The sequence below is a fragment of the Akkermansiaceae bacterium genome (genome assembly GCA_017798145.1).
Lineage (GTDB): Bacteria > Verrucomicrobiota > Verrucomicrobiia > Verrucomicrobiales > Akkermansiaceae > Luteolibacter.
Genome location: CP059069.1, coordinates 2,731,171 through 2,749,036 on the forward strand (window position 1 = coordinate 2,731,171; position 17,866 = coordinate 2,749,036).

The 17,866-nt window shown below is 61.4% G+C and carries 14 protein-coding genes and 2 tRNA genes; 6 read left to right on the forward strand and 10 right to left on the reverse strand.

The annotated features are described in order from the left end of the window. Window positions 1-152 precede the first annotated feature (152 nt). A tRNA-Val gene (locus HZ994_11670) sits at window positions 153-227 on the forward strand. Window positions 228-250: 23 nt separating this feature from the next. Here the strand turns inward: HZ994_11670 and HZ994_11675 are convergent. From HZ994_11675 to HZ994_11685, 3 genes are read right to left on the reverse strand one after another with little or no spacing between them, the layout of a single operon-like run. Continuing rightward, a complete protein-coding gene (locus HZ994_11675) occupies window positions 251-2,383 on the reverse strand; it encodes a hypothetical protein (protein ID QTN32953.1) in 2,133 nt (710 codons plus the stop codon). Between the two features lie 8 nt (window positions 2,384-2,391). After that, window positions 2,392-2,919, reverse strand: a complete 528-nt coding sequence (locus HZ994_11680; GenBank protein QTN32954.1) for a prepilin-type N-terminal cleavage/methylation domain-containing protein — start codon at window positions 2,917-2,919, stop codon at window positions 2,392-2,394. Continuing rightward, entirely contained in the window at window positions 2,916-3,416 is a 501-nt protein-coding gene (locus HZ994_11685; protein ID QTN32955.1) for a hypothetical protein, read from the reverse strand. Before HZ994_11685 ends, HZ994_11680 begins: the two co-directional genes overlap by 4 nt. Here HZ994_11685 and HZ994_11690 point away from each other — a divergent pair, their 5' ends adjacent. Then, window positions 3,417-4,016: a hypothetical protein gene (locus HZ994_11690; GenBank protein ID QTN32956.1), complete on the forward strand. Its 600-nt coding sequence runs from the start codon at window positions 3,417-3,419 to the stop codon at window positions 4,014-4,016. A 3-nt stretch (window positions 4,017-4,019) separates the two neighbouring features. Here the strand turns inward: HZ994_11690 and HZ994_11695 are convergent, their stop codons facing one another. From HZ994_11695 to mutL, 5 genes are all read right to left on the reverse strand, one after another. Then, window positions 4,020-5,063 carry a hypothetical protein gene (locus HZ994_11695; GenBank protein ID QTN32957.1) on the reverse strand — a complete coding sequence of 348 codons (1,044 nt, stop codon included), beginning with the start codon at window positions 5,061-5,063 and terminating at the stop codon, window positions 4,020-4,022. Further along, complete coding sequence (locus HZ994_11700; protein QTN32958.1) at window positions 5,063-5,611, reverse strand: hypothetical protein; 549 nt, start codon at window positions 5,609-5,611, stop codon at window positions 5,063-5,065. The genes HZ994_11695 and HZ994_11700 overlap by 1 nt, the downstream gene beginning before the upstream one ends. A 6-nt stretch (window positions 5,612-5,617) precedes the next feature. Continuing rightward, the gene (locus HZ994_11705; GenBank protein ID QTN32959.1) at window positions 5,618-6,364 is read right to left on the reverse strand and encodes a hypothetical protein; all 747 of its coding nucleotides are present in this window, start codon (window positions 6,362-6,364) and stop codon (window positions 5,618-5,620) included. A gap of 285 nt (window positions 6,365-6,649) precedes the next feature. Then, a complete protein-coding gene (locus tag HZ994_11710; protein ID QTN32960.1) occupies window positions 6,650-7,465 on the reverse strand; it encodes a hypothetical protein in 816 nt (271 codons plus the stop codon). A gap of 277 nt (window positions 7,466-7,742) precedes the next feature. Further along, window positions 7,743-9,434 carry a DNA mismatch repair endonuclease MutL gene (gene mutL / locus HZ994_11715; protein QTN32961.1) on the reverse strand — a complete coding sequence of 564 codons (1,692 nt, stop codon included), beginning with the start codon at window positions 9,432-9,434 and terminating at the stop codon, window positions 7,743-7,745. Between the two features lie 647 nt (window positions 9,435-10,081). Here mutL and HZ994_11720 point away from each other — a divergent pair. The 4 genes from HZ994_11720 (at window position 10,082) to HZ994_11735 (ending at window position 13,330) form a co-directional block, all read left to right on the forward strand. Beyond that, window positions 10,082-10,663: an HNH endonuclease gene (locus tag HZ994_11720; protein QTN32962.1), complete on the forward strand. Its 582-nt coding sequence runs from the start codon at window positions 10,082-10,084 to the stop codon at window positions 10,661-10,663. A gap of 73 nt (window positions 10,664-10,736) precedes the next feature. After that, window positions 10,737-10,814 (forward strand) — tRNA-Ile (locus HZ994_11725). 181 nt (window positions 10,815-10,995) lie between these two features. Continuing rightward, window positions 10,996-11,691 (forward strand): slipin family protein, encoded by a 696-nt coding sequence (locus HZ994_11730; GenBank protein QTN32963.1) that lies wholly within the window; start codon window positions 10,996-10,998, stop codon window positions 11,689-11,691. A gap of 109 nt (window positions 11,692-11,800) precedes the next feature. Next, window positions 11,801-13,330 carry an RtcB family protein gene (locus tag HZ994_11735; GenBank protein QTN32964.1) on the forward strand — a complete coding sequence of 510 codons (1,530 nt, stop codon included), beginning with the start codon at window positions 11,801-11,803 and terminating at the stop codon, window positions 13,328-13,330. A 160-nt stretch (window positions 13,331-13,490) separates the two neighbouring features. On the opposite strand, the gene HZ994_11740 is transcribed toward HZ994_11735, so the two are convergent. Together HZ994_11740 and HZ994_11745 are read right to left on the reverse strand one after the other, a co-directional pair. Then, complete coding sequence (locus tag HZ994_11740; protein QTN32965.1) at window positions 13,491-14,189, reverse strand: hypothetical protein; 699 nt, start codon at window positions 14,187-14,189, stop codon at window positions 13,491-13,493. A gap of 20 nt (window positions 14,190-14,209) precedes the next feature. Next, entirely contained in the window at window positions 14,210-17,704 is a 3,495-nt protein-coding gene (locus HZ994_11745) for a hypothetical protein (protein QTN32966.1), read from the reverse strand. Window positions 17,705-17,866 lie beyond the last annotated feature (162 nt).

The following is a 17,866-nucleotide window of genomic DNA, read 5'->3' on the forward strand; positions in this document are numbered from 1 at the left end:
AAAGCCGATACAGGCACTTGTCGACCCGGACCAGATCGCCTGAATTGTCCTCACCTTGCCCCATACGGAAACCTTGAGTATACATAGCCAGTATACAAGCAGATTTTCACCCTCCCACTTTAACGCCTTAAACCCTTGTAGATAAACAAGTTGCACGATTAGCTCAGCGGTAGAGCAACCCGTTTACACCGGGTCGGTCGGCGGTTCGATCCCGTCCTCGTGTACCATCTTTTCCTCTGCCTGATGCGGCTCAGTAGTATTCCTTGCGCCTTTCCTCGATGAGGATGAGCCAGTTCATCATGGTGATAGGCGGCAGCTCGGCGGGGTGACGGATCGGGGAGAGGTTGATCTTGATCCTGTTTCCAGACATCGATGTGCCGGAAACTCCGGTGGCATCGAGCGGGCGGATCGGATTGGCGGCGCTCTCGCTGGCGAGTGAACCGATTTGGCCGCTGTGCTCCACGCCAAAGGGATCCAACTCCACGCCGTACCTTTTTTCCGGGGCGAAGAGCGAGCATGGCGGGTAGAAAGTCCCGCTCGGCGGGGTGAAGCCAGCGGGCGGAGTGGTGGGCACGATGTTGAAATCTCCGCCGATGTGGAGACGGAGGTTTGTCACCAGTGAGAAGCCCTTCGTGAAAGAAGTGAGGTTCCCGCACTCCTGGAGGATGACGCCGTAATCGTTCGCGGTGCAGGGGATGTTGGGCCTGGTGAGGTTCGATCCCGTCACGTAATCGACATTGACCGCGAGCGAATTATTGATGTCGAGGCCGTCCGCGCCGAGGTTCAGCAGGAAATCCCTGAAACGCTCCGGATAGACGGCGACGCAGATCCTGCCGTTGGGCAGGTTCTTGATGCCGAAGGGATAGATCGGCTTGAAATACCCCCGCTTGACCGTCCCGACGATGGGATCCCCGAAAGTCGCGTTGTTGAACGTCACGGGGCCGCTGAGGTTGTTCTTGTAATAGAAGAAGCCGTTGGCTCCGTAGGCCGTGTCCACGGGGGTGGCGAAGGTCACTGTCTGGTTCTCCGATACGGATGAAATGTAGCCGGCGGGGAGGTTCGCAACCACGCCCGAATTGAGCGGGACGGTCAGTGTCTGGCGGCTCCCGTTCTTCAGGTATGTGAAGCGCAACTCCGTCGGTGTCCTGTCGCTGGCGCTCGCACGTTTGGAAATGTCCAGCGTCATCGCGCATTGCAATGCACCGACGGAATACTGGTTCCACGTCGTCGGGGAAATTGTGGTCGATTCCGTGCCGTGGGCGAAGCGGTCGAAGTAGTCCGCACCGCGATTGATCGGCACGAAGGCGGCTTTGCCGCTTTCCGAGGAGAGGGAGATGGGGAAAAAATCGCCTTCCGTAAGGCGGTAGGTCTCGCGGACGCCGGGTGTGAAGGGGTTGCCGTTGAAGGTTTTCCCGGCGATCGTCGTCCCCGATGAAAGCTGGGATCCGCGGCGTGTCGCAAGGCCGGGGAGGGCGGTGTTCCCCTCGACGATGGCGCGGCTCGCGAAGATGTTCCCGGCGATCGTGACGTTCTCCCAGTTGTCTCCGTTCCCGTATCTGCCCAGCGACATGAATGAGCCTGCGGAAATCGGCAGCTGCGAGGGGATCTCGTAGATCGACAGGACGAACTGGCGCTTGAAGCGCGCGAGCTTGGTGATGTTGTCGTCATGATCCGCCAGATCCATGGTGAAAGCCCACCAGTTGCGCTTCGCCACGAAGGGGTCGCCAGGCTTGGAGTATCCAAAGTTGATCTGCGGGTAGGTCAGGATATTGAAATCCTTGTATGTCGTCGTAGAGAGGCCGACCCTCCCGGAGGCCAGCCCGCCGTATTGTTTCTGCGTGGAGATGATCGGATAGATGTCGTCGTTCGTGATGGGGGTGTTCGAATTCAGGGCAGGCGGGAAACCGGTGCCGAGATCGCGGTTCAGTCCGCCGGATACCAGGCCGGGGTTGGAGACCATGGACTTGAACATGCGCGCCCTGCTGCCGAGGGCTGAGTCGCCGGGGTTGGCGCCGAAGGTGTTGTTGAGGCTGAGCGCGGCGGCGACGTCATCCGGGATGGACTTGCGGGCGTTGGACTGGGTCAGCGCCTCGCTGAAAATGTCCTCCCAGCGCAGCGGGTTGCGCCTTGCTGCGGTTGAGTTGGAGCCGTCCTGCATGGCACGGATGGCCCGGTTCGGGGTGATGGCGACGATGGAGCGGAGTATGGTTTCCTCCTTTTCCCGGTAGTCTCCCTGGGTCTGTATGTCCGACTGTATCCCCTGTGCGTTGATGGCGCGGGTGTATGCGAAGAGCATCAGGGCGAGCATGAAGAACGAGACCGTGGAGACGGTCACGAGCGAGACGTAGCCGGATGGATGTTCCCTTTGGGGGCTGGTTTTCATGGTCGTATTCACTGCATGGCTCCGGAGAAGGTGAGCTCTTCGCCTGCGGGGCCGGTGAGGCGGGTGCGTATGATTCCGGATTCCACGAAAAAGCTCACGTTCGAGGGCTTGTTTGTGATAGTCCATTGCGGGGCGGTGAGGACTCCGGAGACGGGAACTACGTAGTAATAGAGGGCGTTCCCCTGGCCGCGGTTCTCAAAGGAGAGGATGCCGGCGCGAACCGTTCCGTCCGGTTGGCGGAAATTCAGCACGCAGACGGGGGAATCGGTGAGGCGGGGGTTCGTTCCGGCAAGGGCATCCGCCACTGAGGAGTGGAGACGGAAGCGCTCTGCGTTGAGTAGCAGCTTGGAAACGTGGTTGCTGATGATGGGTGCCTCCTCGTTGAGGAAGCTCTGCGCGCGGAAAATTTTCAGAAACGCCACCTGCTGGTTGAGCATCGCGAGGATCAGCGCGCCTATGGTCATGCCGACCATCATCGTAACGGTCAGCTCAAGGAGCGTGAAACCGTGGCGGGCTTTTTTTGCGGAAGTCCTCATTGGGCGCGGACGAGGGTTCGGGATTTCACATAGGTCCGCCCGGAGATTTCGAAGCGGAGTATGCTCTGGACACGCCACACCTTCATGGCCGCAGGGTTGGAGACCACCGTTCCGCTGCCGCCGTCGATGGGGTAGTTCTCGGCATCCGCGATGCGGGTTCGGAACACTGTGCCCGAGACGGCGGTGCCGCCGGGCAGCCTGCCGAGTACGACGTTTTCCGTGGCGAAGGCCGGATAGGCGGGCCATGGGGAATTGCTCGCCAGCAGGCTCTCGAAGGGTATGCGCTCGGCGCGGGCGCGCTCGAAGGTCATGTGGGAGTCGGAAAGCACCTGCTGGAGGGAGTACTGGCGCGGGGCGATGACGTTGAGGGATAGCTTCAGCAGAAACAGCCCGACCACGGAAAGCAACGACATGGCCATCGTCGCCTCCACCAGGGCGAAGCCGCGCCGCAGGGATCGCGGCTTGCGGAGGCGCGCCTTCCGGAGGATGATCGCCATGTGATCCGGACAACCTGCCTCCACACGCTGGCCTGCATGCTCCTCGCCGTTTCCGGCCTGAGCGCACAGGCCATCCTCGCACCTCCCTTTGGGCTGCGCTGGGGTGATTCTCCCGAAAAATTGATATCTTGGTCTTCCAAGCATTCCTTGGATCTTAATATCTTTCTCCCCGGAGATCAACCCGGATTGCGCGTCCTCAGCGTCCGGCGGAAAAAAGGTTTCCTCCCGGATTCCGCAGCCTCGGCGGTCGAGGGGAAATTCCTCAACGGCGGGCTCTATGAAGTCACCGTCCACTACTCCGATCCGGAGGCCGGCGCGGAGGCCATGGAAGGGCGCTTCGAGAAACTCCGGAAGCAGCTCACCACCGAGCAGGGGCCGCTTGTCGCCAACCAGCAGCGGAAGCTGGTGGAGGATCAGTTCGTGACTAGGACGCAGTCGTTTCATCGGGAGCCGGTGAGAGGGGTTTTCCTGCTCATCGCCTGGACGGAGGTGGAGGATCTTCTCAGGAAATCGAAGGAAGCCAGGTTTTCGCTGATCTATAGGAATGACAATTTCAGGGATGAGCTTGCGAAGAGGGCGGAGAGGGCGGAGAAGGATTGAGGCTCATTCGGAAGTCGTCACCGAGGCGTTGACCGTGATGGTGCGATCGACACTGAAGCTCACCCACGAAAGGCGGTCTATCCCGAACGGCGTGGAGGTGAGAAGCTCGACAGTCCAGATCCCGTCGTCGGTGATCACATAATCCCAGTTGGACACGCTCAGCAGGCGGCTCTGCGGCACGGTTTCCTTGACGATGACAGCGGAGCCCGGCAGGATGGTTCCGACAAAACCATCGTCCCTCCTGTTGCCCCGATATGCCTGGGCATAGACCTGTGAGTCGGGGTAGATGTCGTTGATCGAGAGCGTCAGCGTGGGGGCGGTGAACTGGATCGTCTGGCCGCTGCTGATTCCGGAAATCGTGCCGGATGCCACCGGCCAGACCTGCACGAACATGGAGGCGAGCTGGGACTCGGGCGCCTGGTAGTCGGCATGGGTGAAGACCGAGAATCGTTCCTCGCCGCGTATCTTGGAGCGATCCGCACCCGGCACCGAGCTGAGCGCGTAGGTCAGGGTCATGAGTCCGTTCTGGTTCACCGTTGACTGACTGAGTAGGGTGGCCTGGGAGCGGTTGATCGCGGTTCCGTCGCCCGTGCCATAGGATTGCACGTGCCGCAGGAGCTTGACGCTCTTGGAAGCCACCGGATCGCTTGCACCGTTGAGCAGGCCGGATATGTTGATATCCACGTAGAAGGGCCTGTCGGCGCGCGTCCGCGGGATCTGGGTGTAGGGATCCTCAGTACGGATCGAAATCTCGGCCATGGGCACGTAGGTCCCCACATATTTCGTGTCGAGCAGGTAGCTTGTCAGGGGCGTGGCCTTCACCGTATGGAGCTCGAAGCGCGCTCCCCCCGGATTGATCTCAAGCGGTGAGAGCTGCTCGCCGGTGGAGTTCACATAGACGTCCCGCGTGATCCTGTCCGGCTCGTAGGGGAGCTGCACCTGGCGGATGAAGTTCGTGTATCCCTCCGCTGTGTTCTGCGCCCCTGCCTGAGGGAACCCGGCCACAAGGATGATCGCGGCTATGGCCGCATGTGTTGTCTGTTTCATCATTTCAGTTCCTCTTTCTTGGTTTCCGCATCGCCCCTGTAGGGCATGTAGGAGATCGGGCCGGAGTCCAGCACGGTCACAATCATGTTCTTGCTCTTGTCGAGCTGATCGGAAAGGCCCTCTGCGAGCGCCTCGTTGCCCCCCGCCTGGCTGCGCGTGATTTCCACCACGGTGATCCAGCCCCTGTTAAGGGCGTAGAAATCCAGCCAACCCACCACCCGGTTGCCCGGCGGAGGATTGTTGACCCTGTCCTTGAAAGCCTCCGGCAGCTTGATGATCGCCCGTTTTGGAACAAGGGTCGTAAGACCCTGGAATGAAATGAGATCCGAGGATTCCAGCAGGTTCTGCGGCTGGTTGGAAACGGAAGGATCGGCACCCTCGGACGGCAGCAACGCCTTCATCGGATCCTCCTGATCGGCCTTCCGCAGCTGGAGCGAGAGCTCCTCGTGCGTGGCGGCGTCACGGAAGGCCGGTTTCTTGGCGCCATCCCCCGCTTCGCAGGGAGCTGCGGCGGCGAGGATGATTGCGAGGGCGTATCTCTTTCTCATGTGTCGTTATTTCCTTTCCTTGAACGTGACCAGCAGAACCATGTCCTGGAGGTCGTATCCTGAGTCGTTCTCGTTCGTGTGCGTGAGTTCCATGAAAACGATCACATCCATCGGGCCGATCTTCACCTTGCCGTTGGGGCCGAGGTAGGGGCGGATGAAACTCTCAAGCGACGGTGCCCCGTATTCCGGGACCTTGTTGGGAGGGGTGTCCCCGTTCACGAGAGTCCGCACGTTCTGGTTGTTGGAGGAAGAGGTGGTGAACAGGGGTCCCCAGCTGTTGTTGTAGTAATAACGGCCACCGAAGCGCAGCGTCTCGTTCTTCCTGATCTTGTTCTTGCTCCAGACGACGGTGTTCGGGTTCACGTTGAGGTTGGATCCGTAGAAGATCCGGTCATACGAACCGCCCTTGTAGCTGAGCAGGGCTTCGCCTGGAACGAAGTTGAATCCGTTGTTGTTGGTGGTGACCGTCACCCCGTTGCCCAATACGCGGATTTCCACGTCCAGGTCCACTTTCGGGGTGATGGTAGATGGCGGGGTCACATCCACGAAATCCTTCACCACTGAAGGATAGGAGATGTCCCACGTAAGGGTTGGTTTTGTTCCGGTTTGGACCACGGTCGGGTAAGCGGTGAGCCAACCGACCGGCATCGACGGGCTGTTGGCTTGGGCGTTGAGTTGGGCGGATGCTGCGGCGAGGGCGCACGCAGCGACTGCGACTGCCTTTACGGCAGCCAGGTGGCTGGTTGTTTTCATGGCTGGTTGTAAGGGTTGGCAGCACCTTTCCGCCTTGGTTCCTGACAGATGGGACGTCCATCAGGAGGCGGGTGGCCCGGATCGGGCAAGGGCAGGGACTTCGCGCGGCTAACGCTCCGGCCATGCCGATTCGGGACAGAACCCCGATCCGGGCCACCTGGAAACTTTCTCGGGACAGAGGGTTTCCAGGAAAAATGCTATGAATTCACTTCGATTTTCTTTTCGTCGTATCTTCTGGGTTGGGTGTTGGTAACAGCAGTTGTCTGCGGGTGTGGGTGAGAGTGTTTATCGCTTTGGGAGCGGCGGCTCGCCGGGTGTGGCCCCGGGGCGGAAAGCGGAGGAATTCCAGGGGCCGCGCGGCACCTCGTGCTCCTCGACGAATTTCCACTCGACGACGCCCTTGCCGGACATTCCGAGGAAATCGCGGACGGCGGGGCTGACATCGAGGCCAGCGCCCTGGTTGCGGTTCTGGCGGGCGTCTTCGTTTCCGAAAACGTATTGGTAATGATCTGTCTCGAAGGGGCCGACATCCTCCCACTGGGCGTAGCAGATCCTGCCTTCGTGGTGGATGGCGAGCCAACGGCCTTTGCATACCGAGATGCCCTCGCCCTGGTAGCGCTCCCAGAACCATGGGATCACCTGCGCGGCCTCAGGGCGGTGGCGGTAATCCTTGCCGATGTCGTTGTAGGGCAGGGCGACATAAAAGGGGTTGAGGAGCGGGGTGAAGCCCTTCGGCAGGTAGCCGTCGCGGCTGTTGGGGTCATCGTACCCGCCGAAGTTTTCCTGCCAGTTCTGATCCCAGGCGCTCTTGTTGTTCGGTGTCGGGTTGTTTTCCGTGGGCTGTTCGCCCACCCAGAACACCGTGGCGACGACATTCCTCTTCCATGCAGCCTCACTGCGGAAGCGGGCGGAAGGATCCTCCAACACCACACGGGCTGCGGCGGGCACCCCGAAGGGATCAGAGAGGCTGGAAAGGATCTCCCTGCGGTCGTTGAGCAGATCCTCATGCGCCGTTGCCAGGCGATCCGTGAGCCGCGTGGCCGAGCCAACACCCATAAGGGCGAGGCTGAAGCTGATTGCGGCTGGAACTGGATGTCTCATTGTTTCGGTTAAAAAATGGCGCGATTGCCCTGAACTTGAAGGCATCTTAAATATTTACCTCTGCGTTTCAAGATTTTTTTGAACTATTTTTGAACGAATCCGGAGCAACCTTTTGTTTTTCCTTATCCTCTCATTTTCAATGACTTGAAAAGCATTGACGCGCTCTTTCAGGGAGGTGAAATCAAGCGAGCCAACTCATTTTCCAGAAAACTTGATACGCGAAACCGAAATTTTTTGGAAAAAATTTGAACGGATCCGGAAACCGCATTCCAAGTGCTCAGGCCCTGCCGACACCGAACCTGCGGTCTATGTCCTTGCGGTTGTATTCCGTGAGCGTCGGCCGGCCGTCCGCCGCGCAGTAGGGCAGATCGCACTGGAACAGCTCATCTAACAGGGCGGATGTCTCGCCAAGGCGCGGGATCACGCGCTGCGCGGCCCTGTTGGCCATGATGCGCGCGATCCGCTCGAAGGCGAACTTTCCCGCTGCGATGGTTCCGTGCAGCATTTCCTCCATCATTCCGTCCAACAGCACCGCCGGATCCTCGTCCCCGAGGCAGGCGGGGAGGCTGCGGATCTGGAGGGTGTTCCCCCCGAAGGCCTCGATCTCGATCCCGGCCTCCATCAGCGCCATTTTCTCCCGCAGGAGCAAATCCAGGTCGCGGGGATCCAGCTCGATGAGAAGGGGGACGAGCAGATTCTGCGTCTCCATCCCCGCGCTGCGGCCTTTCGCAAGCCGCTCGAAGATGATGCGCTCGCGGGCCGCCTTGGGATCGAAAAGCACCAGCCCGTCGGTGCTTTCCAGGATCACGTAGCGCTCCTGCAGCATCCCGATGCTCCGGAAATCCGGGCTGTGCCGTTTTCTTGGCGCGGCTTCCACGGGTGCCATCTCCATCTCCGGCTGGATGGGGTGGAAAACGGGACGGCTGCCCATTTCGGACGGGGTGATTTCCGCAGGCCTGGCCACGGGAGCTTTCACCGGAGCCGGGCGCAGGCACTCGGCCACCGTCGCCGCGATGAGATCCCGCACCTCGAAGGGGCGATGGAAGCGCACCTCGCGCTTGGCCGGATGCACGTTCACATCCACGAGCTGCGGCTCGATCTCAATCCAAAGCCAGGCCGCCGGATGCAACCCTTCCTGGAGATTCCCCCGGAAACCATCCGCCAATCCCTTCGTCACCGCCGCATCCTCGATGGGCCTGCCGTTGAGGAAAACGAACTGGTGCCGTCGCCCCTTGCGGGCGTGTTTCGCAGGCAAAACGAAGCCCATCACGCTCATCCCAGCCGCCGTCCCCTTCGGCATCGCGACGAGCTCCGCGCCCATCTCATTTCCGACAAGCTGCCGCACCCGGTCCACAGTCCTCGCCACTCCGGGGAAATCGAAGACCACCCTGTCATCCTTCCGGAAGCGGAAGCGCACCCCCGGAGCCGCCAGCGCATGCAGCCGGAGCTGCTGCTCCACGTGCGCAGCTTCCGTCGTCTCCGCCCGCATGAACTTCCGCCGTGCGGGCATGTTGAAGAACAGGTTCCGCGCCTCGATCACCGTCCCCGGCGCGCCGCCCGCATCCCGCACGTCGCGCAGCTTCCCGCCATCCACCGTGATTTCCGTGCCGGTCAGATCCTCCGGCCTCCTTGTCAGCATCCGGAACTTTGCCACGCTTGCAATGCTCGGCACCGCCTCACCGCGGAACCCCAGGGTCATCACCGTGGCGAGATCTGCGGATGTCCGCAGCTTGCTCGTCGCATGCCGTTCCAAGGAAAGCAGCGCATCCTCGCGTGCCATCCCGCAGCCATCGTCGGAAACGCGGATCAGGTTCACGCCCCCCTTCTCTATGTCCACGGTCACCGCCTTCGCGCCGGCGTCGATGCTGTTTTCCACCAGCTCCTTGACCACGCTCGCCGCCCGCTCCACCACCTCCCCCGCCGCCACCTGGCTGGCGAGGATGTCGGGGAGGATCTTGACAAGCGGCATGCATGCGATTTTGCGGAGCCACCGGGATCGCGCAACTGTTGTTTGTGTCCGATTCCCGGTATCCGCCGTGCGCTGCCAGTGGCGCCATGGCCGCAGGGCGGCGGAATCTGCTGCTTGATCCGTAGCAATTACATCCCCCTGGGCATCCGTATCCACCCATGGAAAATTAAATATGGAAAACGTTGACATGATATCCATGATTCTGTTTCCTCCCGCCCGCAACCAGCCGATCCGATGAAACTCCAATCCATAACAACGACATCCGCCGCCCGCCGCCCATGGCTGGATCGCGGGTTGTTTGGCAGAAACGGGCTTCACGCGTCCTGTCACGGGCTTCTCCCGATGATTTCGAAAAGCGAAACCCCGCAAAGCCGCGGAAGCAGGTTATGGCACTTGTGTGTCTAGGAACTCCATAGAACAAAGGATCCTCCGCCCTGCTTCCCCACCGGAACAGGGCTTTTTTATTGCCCGAATTTTCAGAACCACCAAACCGATCTCCCAGAATGCCCATCAAGCCGCCGGCCATGCACCGGCTCACGCGAATCCCTGACTGAAGATCCCGCCCTTCCCGGCGGGAAGCGCCTTCCATAACATATCATGCCCGGAAAAACTTATCTTCGGGTCATGGCACCACTGTATCCATAAATATGACTTCCCAAGCTCTCCATCAGAAAACCGTCCTTGTCCTGAACCGGCACTGGCTGCCCGTTTCCGCGGTATCACCTGCGGACGCGTTCTGCCACATGGTTGCGGGAACGGCCGACGGCCTTTTCATCTCCGCGGATTCCATGCTCACCCTTGCGTGGGACGCCTGGAGGAAACTGGCGGTCGGCGATTCCGGCTCCATCGGCACCAAGGAAGGCCGCGTCCGGATCCCCACGGTGATCGTTCTGTCCCGCTTCGGCGGTCTGCCGGTCTGCAGGCCATCCTTCGGTTTCCGCGCTCTCTGGGAACGGGACGGCGGGCGCTGCCAATACAGCGGCCGCAAGCTCGCGGTGCACGAGGCGGACATCGACCACATCCTGCCGCGCTCGCGGGGCGGGCGGGACGCATGGGATAACTGCGTGATTTCCGACAGGAACATCAACCGCCGGAAAGGGGCGCGGACGCCCGAGGAAGCGCGGCTCACCCTGATACGCAAGCCGAGCGTCCCCCGTGCGGTGCCGGTGACCCACACCATCGAAAACACCTGCAACATCAACGACTGGAACCACTTCATCATGAAATAGATCACGATCCACCATGCCGGTAAACGGCCCGAAGGGGAGATTCCCCGGAGGGTTCCGTGCAGTTCCCGGCGGATCGTAACAATGGATAGCTCATTGGTAGAGCCCTTGCCTGATAAGCAAGTTGTAGCGGGTTCGAATCCCGCTCCACGAAAAACCGCTCCCGCCCCGGCCCTTCGATGGGAAGGGGACGAAAGGCCATGCGGCGCCCGCAAAAACCGTTTCCCGCCACCGTGCGGGATCCGAAAAGCGGAACGCCCCGCCCGGAGTCCCCGGGGCGGGAGTCGGTTCATCCCGATTTCCGGGAAAACAACAAACAAAAGAAGAAAACGAAAATGAAATACATGCACACCATCACCGTCCGCGAAACCCAGGCCGCCTTGCTTTACCGCAACGGCGTCTTCGAGCGCACCCTCGCGCCCGGCAAGCAGCGGCTCTTCGGCTTCGGATACGAGGTGCGGATCCACGACAAGCGTTGGAAGGAAATGCAGATCCAGGGACAGGAGTTCATGACCGCCGACAAGGCGCAGCTCCGCGCCTCCGCCTTCGTGAAATACCGGATCGCAGATGCGCTACTCTTCGAAAGCGTTTCCGACAACCCCGCCTACGCGATCTACACCGCCGCGCAGCTCGCGCTGCGGGATGCGATCGGTGCGCTCGGCGTCGAGGACGCGCTTGACCGTGGCAAGGATCTCTCGCCCGACCTCACCGCGAAAGTCGTCGCCGAAGCCGCCGCGCTCGGTGTCGAAGTCGGCAAGGTCGCGGTGAAAGACATGGGTGTCGGCGGTGATCTGAAGAAGGTCTTCGCCGATGTCCTCTCCGCGCGGAGCCAATCGCTCGTGACCCTTGAAAAGGCACGGGCCGAGGCCGCCGCGATCCGCACCTTGTCGAACGCCGCCCGGGTCTTCGAGACCAACCCCGCCCTGCTCAAGCTCAAGTTCCTCCAGGCGCTTGAGAAAAGCGAAGGCGGCTTCGCCCAACCTTACATGCTCGGCAACGCCGGCAACTGGTTGGATTTCCTGAAAACCTAACAACAAATCCGAACCACGGATGGACGCAAATGCACACGGATTGAAGAATCCATAGCACTAGATCCGTGTTTATCCGTGTCCATCCGTGGTTCCTCCATTTTCCCGCTTTATGAAACTTCTCACCAACCAAGACCTGATCGACGCCGGATACGAGCCGGGGCCGATCTTCAAACAGCTCCACGCCTGCATAGCCGGCTACGAGGCGAAGGGCATCACCGATCCGAAATACGCGATGAAACTGCTCAAGCGCGATTGCGGGAAGCCGGTTGCGAAACTGAAGAGGCTTGCGGAACCCATCCCGTTTTCCGAAGCGATCTCTCCCGCCAACGCGGAGGAGGAACGCAACGTGGAGAGCGTGCGCAAACAGATGCGCGGCCTGCTGCGCACACCCGTCATCCATGCCGGGGTGATCCTGCCCGACGCGTGCCCCGTGGCTCCTCAGGAGGCGGTGATCCCGGTCGGCGCGGCGGTGGTCGCGGAGAACGCGATCATCCCCTCCGCCCACTCGGCGGACATCTGCTGCTCCATGTGGGCGACGTTCTACGAGAAACGTAGTAGCCTTGCCTCCGAGCTCGACGACCTGGTTTCCGTGACGAACTTCGGCCCCATTCCCCGCGCCCATGCGGATGCGGTGGAGGACTCGGTGACAGCCGAGGATGTTTGGGAAAACCCTTTCCTGAAAGGGCTGGAAAACCGCGCGCGGATGCACATGGCGGACCAAGGCGATGGCAACCACTTCGCCTACATCGGCGAGATGGCGGTCAGCCCCGAGTTTCTGGCCGTGCTGCGCCTGACTGGGCACGCGGATCTCGCGGAAAGCCTCGCGGCCAGCGCCGGGAAAACCCTGCGCGTGCTGGTCACGCACCACGGTTCGCGTAGCATCGGCGCACACCTTTACAAGCGCGGCCAGATTGCGGCGGAAAAGCACACGGCGAAGGTGGCGGAAGGGATTCCGAAAGCCTCGGCGTGGCTGGATGCGAACTCGGATACCGGCAAGGACTACTGGCACGCCCTGCAATACATCTCGCGATGGACGAAAGCGAACCACCGGGCGATCCACCGCCGTTTCCTCGAAAAGATAGCCGGAAGTGGAATCGCGGAGCTGGGCAACGAGCACAACTTCGTCTGGAAACGCGGCGACCATTTCCTCCACGGAAAAGGTGCGACCCCCGCGTGGAAGGACGATGCGGGCCGCCCGAAGCTTGGATTGATCCCGCTCAACATGGCCGAACCGATCCTGCTGGTGCTCGGTGCCGACAAGGAAGAATTCCTGTCCTTCGCTCCCCACGGGGCAGGGAGGAACCTTTCGAGGACGGCACTGATGCGGAAATTCCCGGAGGAAAGAGACCGCGAGCGCCAGCTTGTGGAATCGATCGAAGGGATCGACGTCCGTTGGTTCTCCGGAGTGGCGGATCTGAGTGAAACCCCCGTCGCCTACAAAAACGCGGCGGAGGTGAAGCGGCAGATCGCGGATTTCGGGCTGGCGGAAGTCATCGCGGAAATCCGGCCTCTCGGTTGCATCATGGCGGGCCACATCGACCAGCCGTGGCGCTCCCGGAAGGACGTGCTTTCGCCGAAACAACTCCGCCAGATCGAGCACCGCGCTGAGCGGCGGAAGGTGAGGCAGGAACTGGACTGAAAACAGGGGGCGCGGAATGAAGTCCGCGCTCCTTTGCTATTTCGTCCGCTTGGAGAAGCGCTGGTTGTAGTCGTAGTCCCCGCCCTTCATGTTTTGCCCTTCACCCAGTTTTCCGGGAGTTGGTCGAGGAGATCGAGGCGGCGGAGGGTGTTGAGGAGGTTCAGCGGGTGGCGTCGGGCTTTGAATCGACCTCTGAGCGAAAATCGGGAAAACCAAAGATGCGGGGGATCGGGGAGCCGTCGGGGCTGATGACGAAAAACACGCTCCGGCTGCGGGGGTCGTGGGTCCAGCTGGTTTCGCAGAGCGATTCGAGGCGCGTTTTGTCGGGGGGCTGGAAGTGGATGTTGACCCGGTAGTCTTCCATACCGGTGGCGGGCGCGTCGAGGATCAGGCGGGATTGCGGATCGAGGAGGAGTTTCCGCGACCCGAGGAGGCCGCCGATCCTGTTGTCGGTGAGGTTGTACCAAAGCATCTGCCCGCGCTTGAAATTTGCCGCATCGGCGTTGATGACCTGCATCGCGACGGGCGCGATTTTGTTTGCGGGATCGCTGGAAACGATGAGGTAGAAATCCGTGACGGACTCCGCGAGGGTGGCCTTGGGCGCATCCGCCGGGATGGCGCCGTCCGGGGCGGGCGGAGAAGGCAGCAGGGCGAGGGCGAGGGCACCGGGGCGGAGCGGATAGACCTGGGAGAAATTCATGCGCGGCAGCTCGACCTCCTGCGACTTCAAGCCATCGAACAGATGGAGGCTCTGCGGGGCGTCACCCGATGCGTTGAGGAAAAGGATCCGGCAGGTGCGGGAGGATTTTTCCGCAGCGTGGGCGGCGAGGGAGAGAATAAGGAAGATGAGGACACGCATGGATGTTGGGTTTTGGGGATTCAGATTTCGGATTCGTTCAGCCAGCGGAAGGAGATGATTTGGTAGCGGCGGCCGAAGGTTCGGTTGGCGGCGGCGACGGGAAGGCTGGTGGTTTCCGGAGCGTCCGAGGGATCGACGTAAGCGCGGCTGCGGCGGACGACGGCCTCGCAGGTGGCGCGGGCGGTGATTCTGCCCGAGGCATCGCGGGCATCGCCGTAGGCGCGGATGGTGAAGGTGTCGTCGCGGGCGGAGAGGATGGGCGCGATGGGGCGCAGGACATCGGCTTGGCGCGTCCAGCCGGGCAGGCCGTAGTTGCTTTTGCCGATCGCGGCCTCGGGAAACACGTAACCCGCTCCCGCGAGTTTCGGATCGTTGGGATCCCCCGCATTCTGGGACATCGCCGCGCTTTTCAGTGCTTTGTATGGGTCGTTGGCGCCCGCCTCATCGGACATTTCGTTGAGCGCCGTCTGGATGGCTCCCGCAAGGGCGAGGTCTTTGTCGCCGGAGAGCTGGCGGTTCACGAATTCGGCAAGCGAGAGGAAAGGGCCGCGGAGACGGATCTGTTCAACGATTTTCTCTGCGAGGATATCGAGCAAGGCGTCGTCAAATACGCGGTATCCGGTGATTTCCGAGCTTCTGACGGGTCCGCCGGAAATCCCCTGTTCGCCGGCTTTCACATCGCCCGCGACGATGAAGCGGGAGTGGGCGTAATCGGTGGTAGCGGAAAGGCTCATGCCGCCCTCGGTGTGGTGCGGGATTTTCTGATTCCGAGCGTGGCCGAGGAGAGCGCGCCATGCTTTCACGGAAGTGGAGTTCACGTTGAACATGCCCTCGACCTCGATGCGGGAGGCGATGGTTTGCCAGGAATCCGGGTTGTCGATGTTTTGGCTGAAAAGATTGGCGGCTTGCGCGGCGGCGGAATCCTCACGGATCGGGTGATAGGCGCGGTTGGGCAGCGGCTCGGCGCCGGTGATCCAGTCGGTGTAGGTTTTTCGGAGGTCGGCTGATTGCGGCGCGATGGAGGAGAAGAACCAGTCGTCGAAGAGCAGGTGGTTGGCGCAGTAGGAATCGTCGTGCTGGAGGTTTCCTGCGGGGTCGGAGATGCCGGCGTTCACCACATTTTCCTGCGGGATGAGGGGAGAGGCGTCACTATTGGCGATAACGTTCAATTGGAAAGGTGGGACGCCGTTTTGGGATCGCATGTCCCAGTTCTGGAGTTCCGCGATGGAGGCAAGTGGCTGGAGCGGGATTTCTCCCAGGATGAGGCGGGAAAGACCGTCTGCGGCGGTGAAACCCGAAACGATGAAGCCGCGGTTGTTGGCGTTGTTGAAATTGGGCAGCTTGTCGTCCAAGCCGGTGTGCCTGAAGAAGCTGAAATCGCTGGCTGCATTGGCCGGGTGCGCGGCACCCGCGGCGGAGCCTCCTTTCTGGTCCGCGTAATTCCCCTCCAGCCTCGCATAACTGACCAGCGGGCTGGTCTGGAGGAGTCCCTTGCCAGGCAGGCCGGTGCTGCTGGGTCCGGAAATCCGCGTGCCGTAAACCGCGGACAGGAAGGGCTGCCAGATGCCGTTGATTTCCTCTGCGGTCGGGCTGGCCAGTTCGGCGGCGGGGATGGGAGGCCAATACTTGTTTGCGACGTCTCGCAGGTATTGCATGCGGTTCACCTGAAGGTAATGCCCCACATTTTGGTTGGCTCCGAGGAACATATCGAGCCAGACACCCACGAACGCCGGTTTGCCCTCCTCCTCCTTGAACCGGCTGTCAAACACCACGTCAACCTTGACCGGGTCTGTCGCGTCCAAGGGGCCGATATACGACGAGATGTTCACCGAATGACCGGTGCCCGGACGGTATCCCGGACTGAGATTGAGGTTCCCGGTCCCGATTCCGGCAACTCCGCCCGGGCTGAAAACCCGGGTTTCTCCGGGGGCGAGGGTGAAGGCGGTTGGGATGAGATAGTTGAGGGCATTCGCGCCGGGCGGCATCACGGGATGATTTCCCGGGATTTCGGGTGTTCCGGCGTAGCTGTATCCCAATGTCAGCCTCCGGTATTCCGGTTGCGGGATTCCGTCCTTGTTGTAATGCCGGAAGGCGCAAGGCATGGGCTTGCCCATCAGGATCCGGAGGTTCGCAGGGCTGGTAAGCGCCACGTTGTAGGGATTCCACATCGTGATGACCGGAGTGACGAGAAACTCCAGGTTGTATGTGTTGCGCATCGCGGGATCCGGGTGGCTCACCTGGCGCACGGTGCGATGGGAAAACACCCAGTGGACGCGGGCGATGGCCATCGTCGTCCGTGTTTTGTGGAGGTAGTCGAAGGTGTGGTTGGAGTCCACGATGTTGAACTGATCGTAAGCCCGGTTGCCGCCGGATTTGTAGGCCGTGGCATAGTCCTTGAGATTGTGCCATGAACCCACCGCGCCGGGCTGATAGATCGGCGCGGGGTCGAGATTGAAGTAGTTGCTCCACGGATAGAGGATGGACCGGCTCGCGCGGCTGTTGGATGCGGTCGGCCTGGTGACGCTGGTGGTGGTGTCGGCATTGATCCGGAAAAAGGGAAGTCCGGTGGCGGGGAGCTTGTCCCAGTTTTCGGTGGCGAGGGAGAGATCCTTGCGCCAGCCGCCGGTGGCGGTGTTGGTCAGCAGGCCGACGGAGGTGGCGGAGAGGTCGTGGAAAAATTCGGCGGACGCGGCGAGGCCGGCTTGCTCCGGGGCGATGAAGTCGGCTTGGCGGAGGCTGACCGACTTGCCGGCGGGCGTGGCATCGGCCAGCAAGGGTTCCATGCGGAAAACCTCCGGATCGGCGACGGCATGGGACTTGGTGTGGGCGACCCATCCGGCGACCGTGTCGCTGGCGGGCTTGTTGGGTTTCGGCAGGCGTGCTTTCTGGTTCTCACCTCCGATCCACCAGGCGATGGAGCCCCTGCCACTGCCTGTGGCGACTGCAGAGGGAAGCAGGTGGATCTGGAGCTTGTCGCGACCGGCTCCTGTGCCGACGGAACCCGAGCCGACGAGGGTGATTTTCCCTGCGCCCGCCGCCACATCCGGCACGACGGTCGGGCTGGTCAGGGACGAGGGGACTCCGGACACCAGCCAGGAAATGAAACGCGCGTTCTTCACCGTCCTGTAATCGCTTCCGGGGGAAACCGGGCGGCCTGCCAAGGCACCGGTGGTGGTGTGGTTCGTGCCTTCCCAGCTTTTCCACACGCCTAGGATGGGCGGATTTGTTTCGTCCAGCACATCGGCGCGGGCTGTCACGCGGGTATCGGTGCCGGTTTGCTTCTGGAGCTCACCCAGCGCCATGGTCAGTGCCATGCGGGCGTTGGCGCGGGCGCTTGCCACTTCAAGCCCACTGGATGAGGCACGCAGGCTGATGCTGCTCAGCGTGAGCAGTCCCACGGAGAGTAGCGCCAGCAGAACCATCAGCGAGAGGGTCACCACGAGCGCGAAGCCCTTGCCCCGCCGATTGCCGGAGGATGCCTGCGGAATGCGGCGGGATGCTGTGGGTTTCATCATGGTCGGGAGTGGGAGCTCCGGATGGACTGGGCTTAAGGGCAGATGGGACGGCTGCCGTTGCTAGGCTCAGAAAAATCCGGCCTAGCGAGGGTTTGTATTTACAATGTTAATTTAGGTCGGGGATTTTGGCTATGACTCCAAAGAGTCATTTTTCCCGGTGGG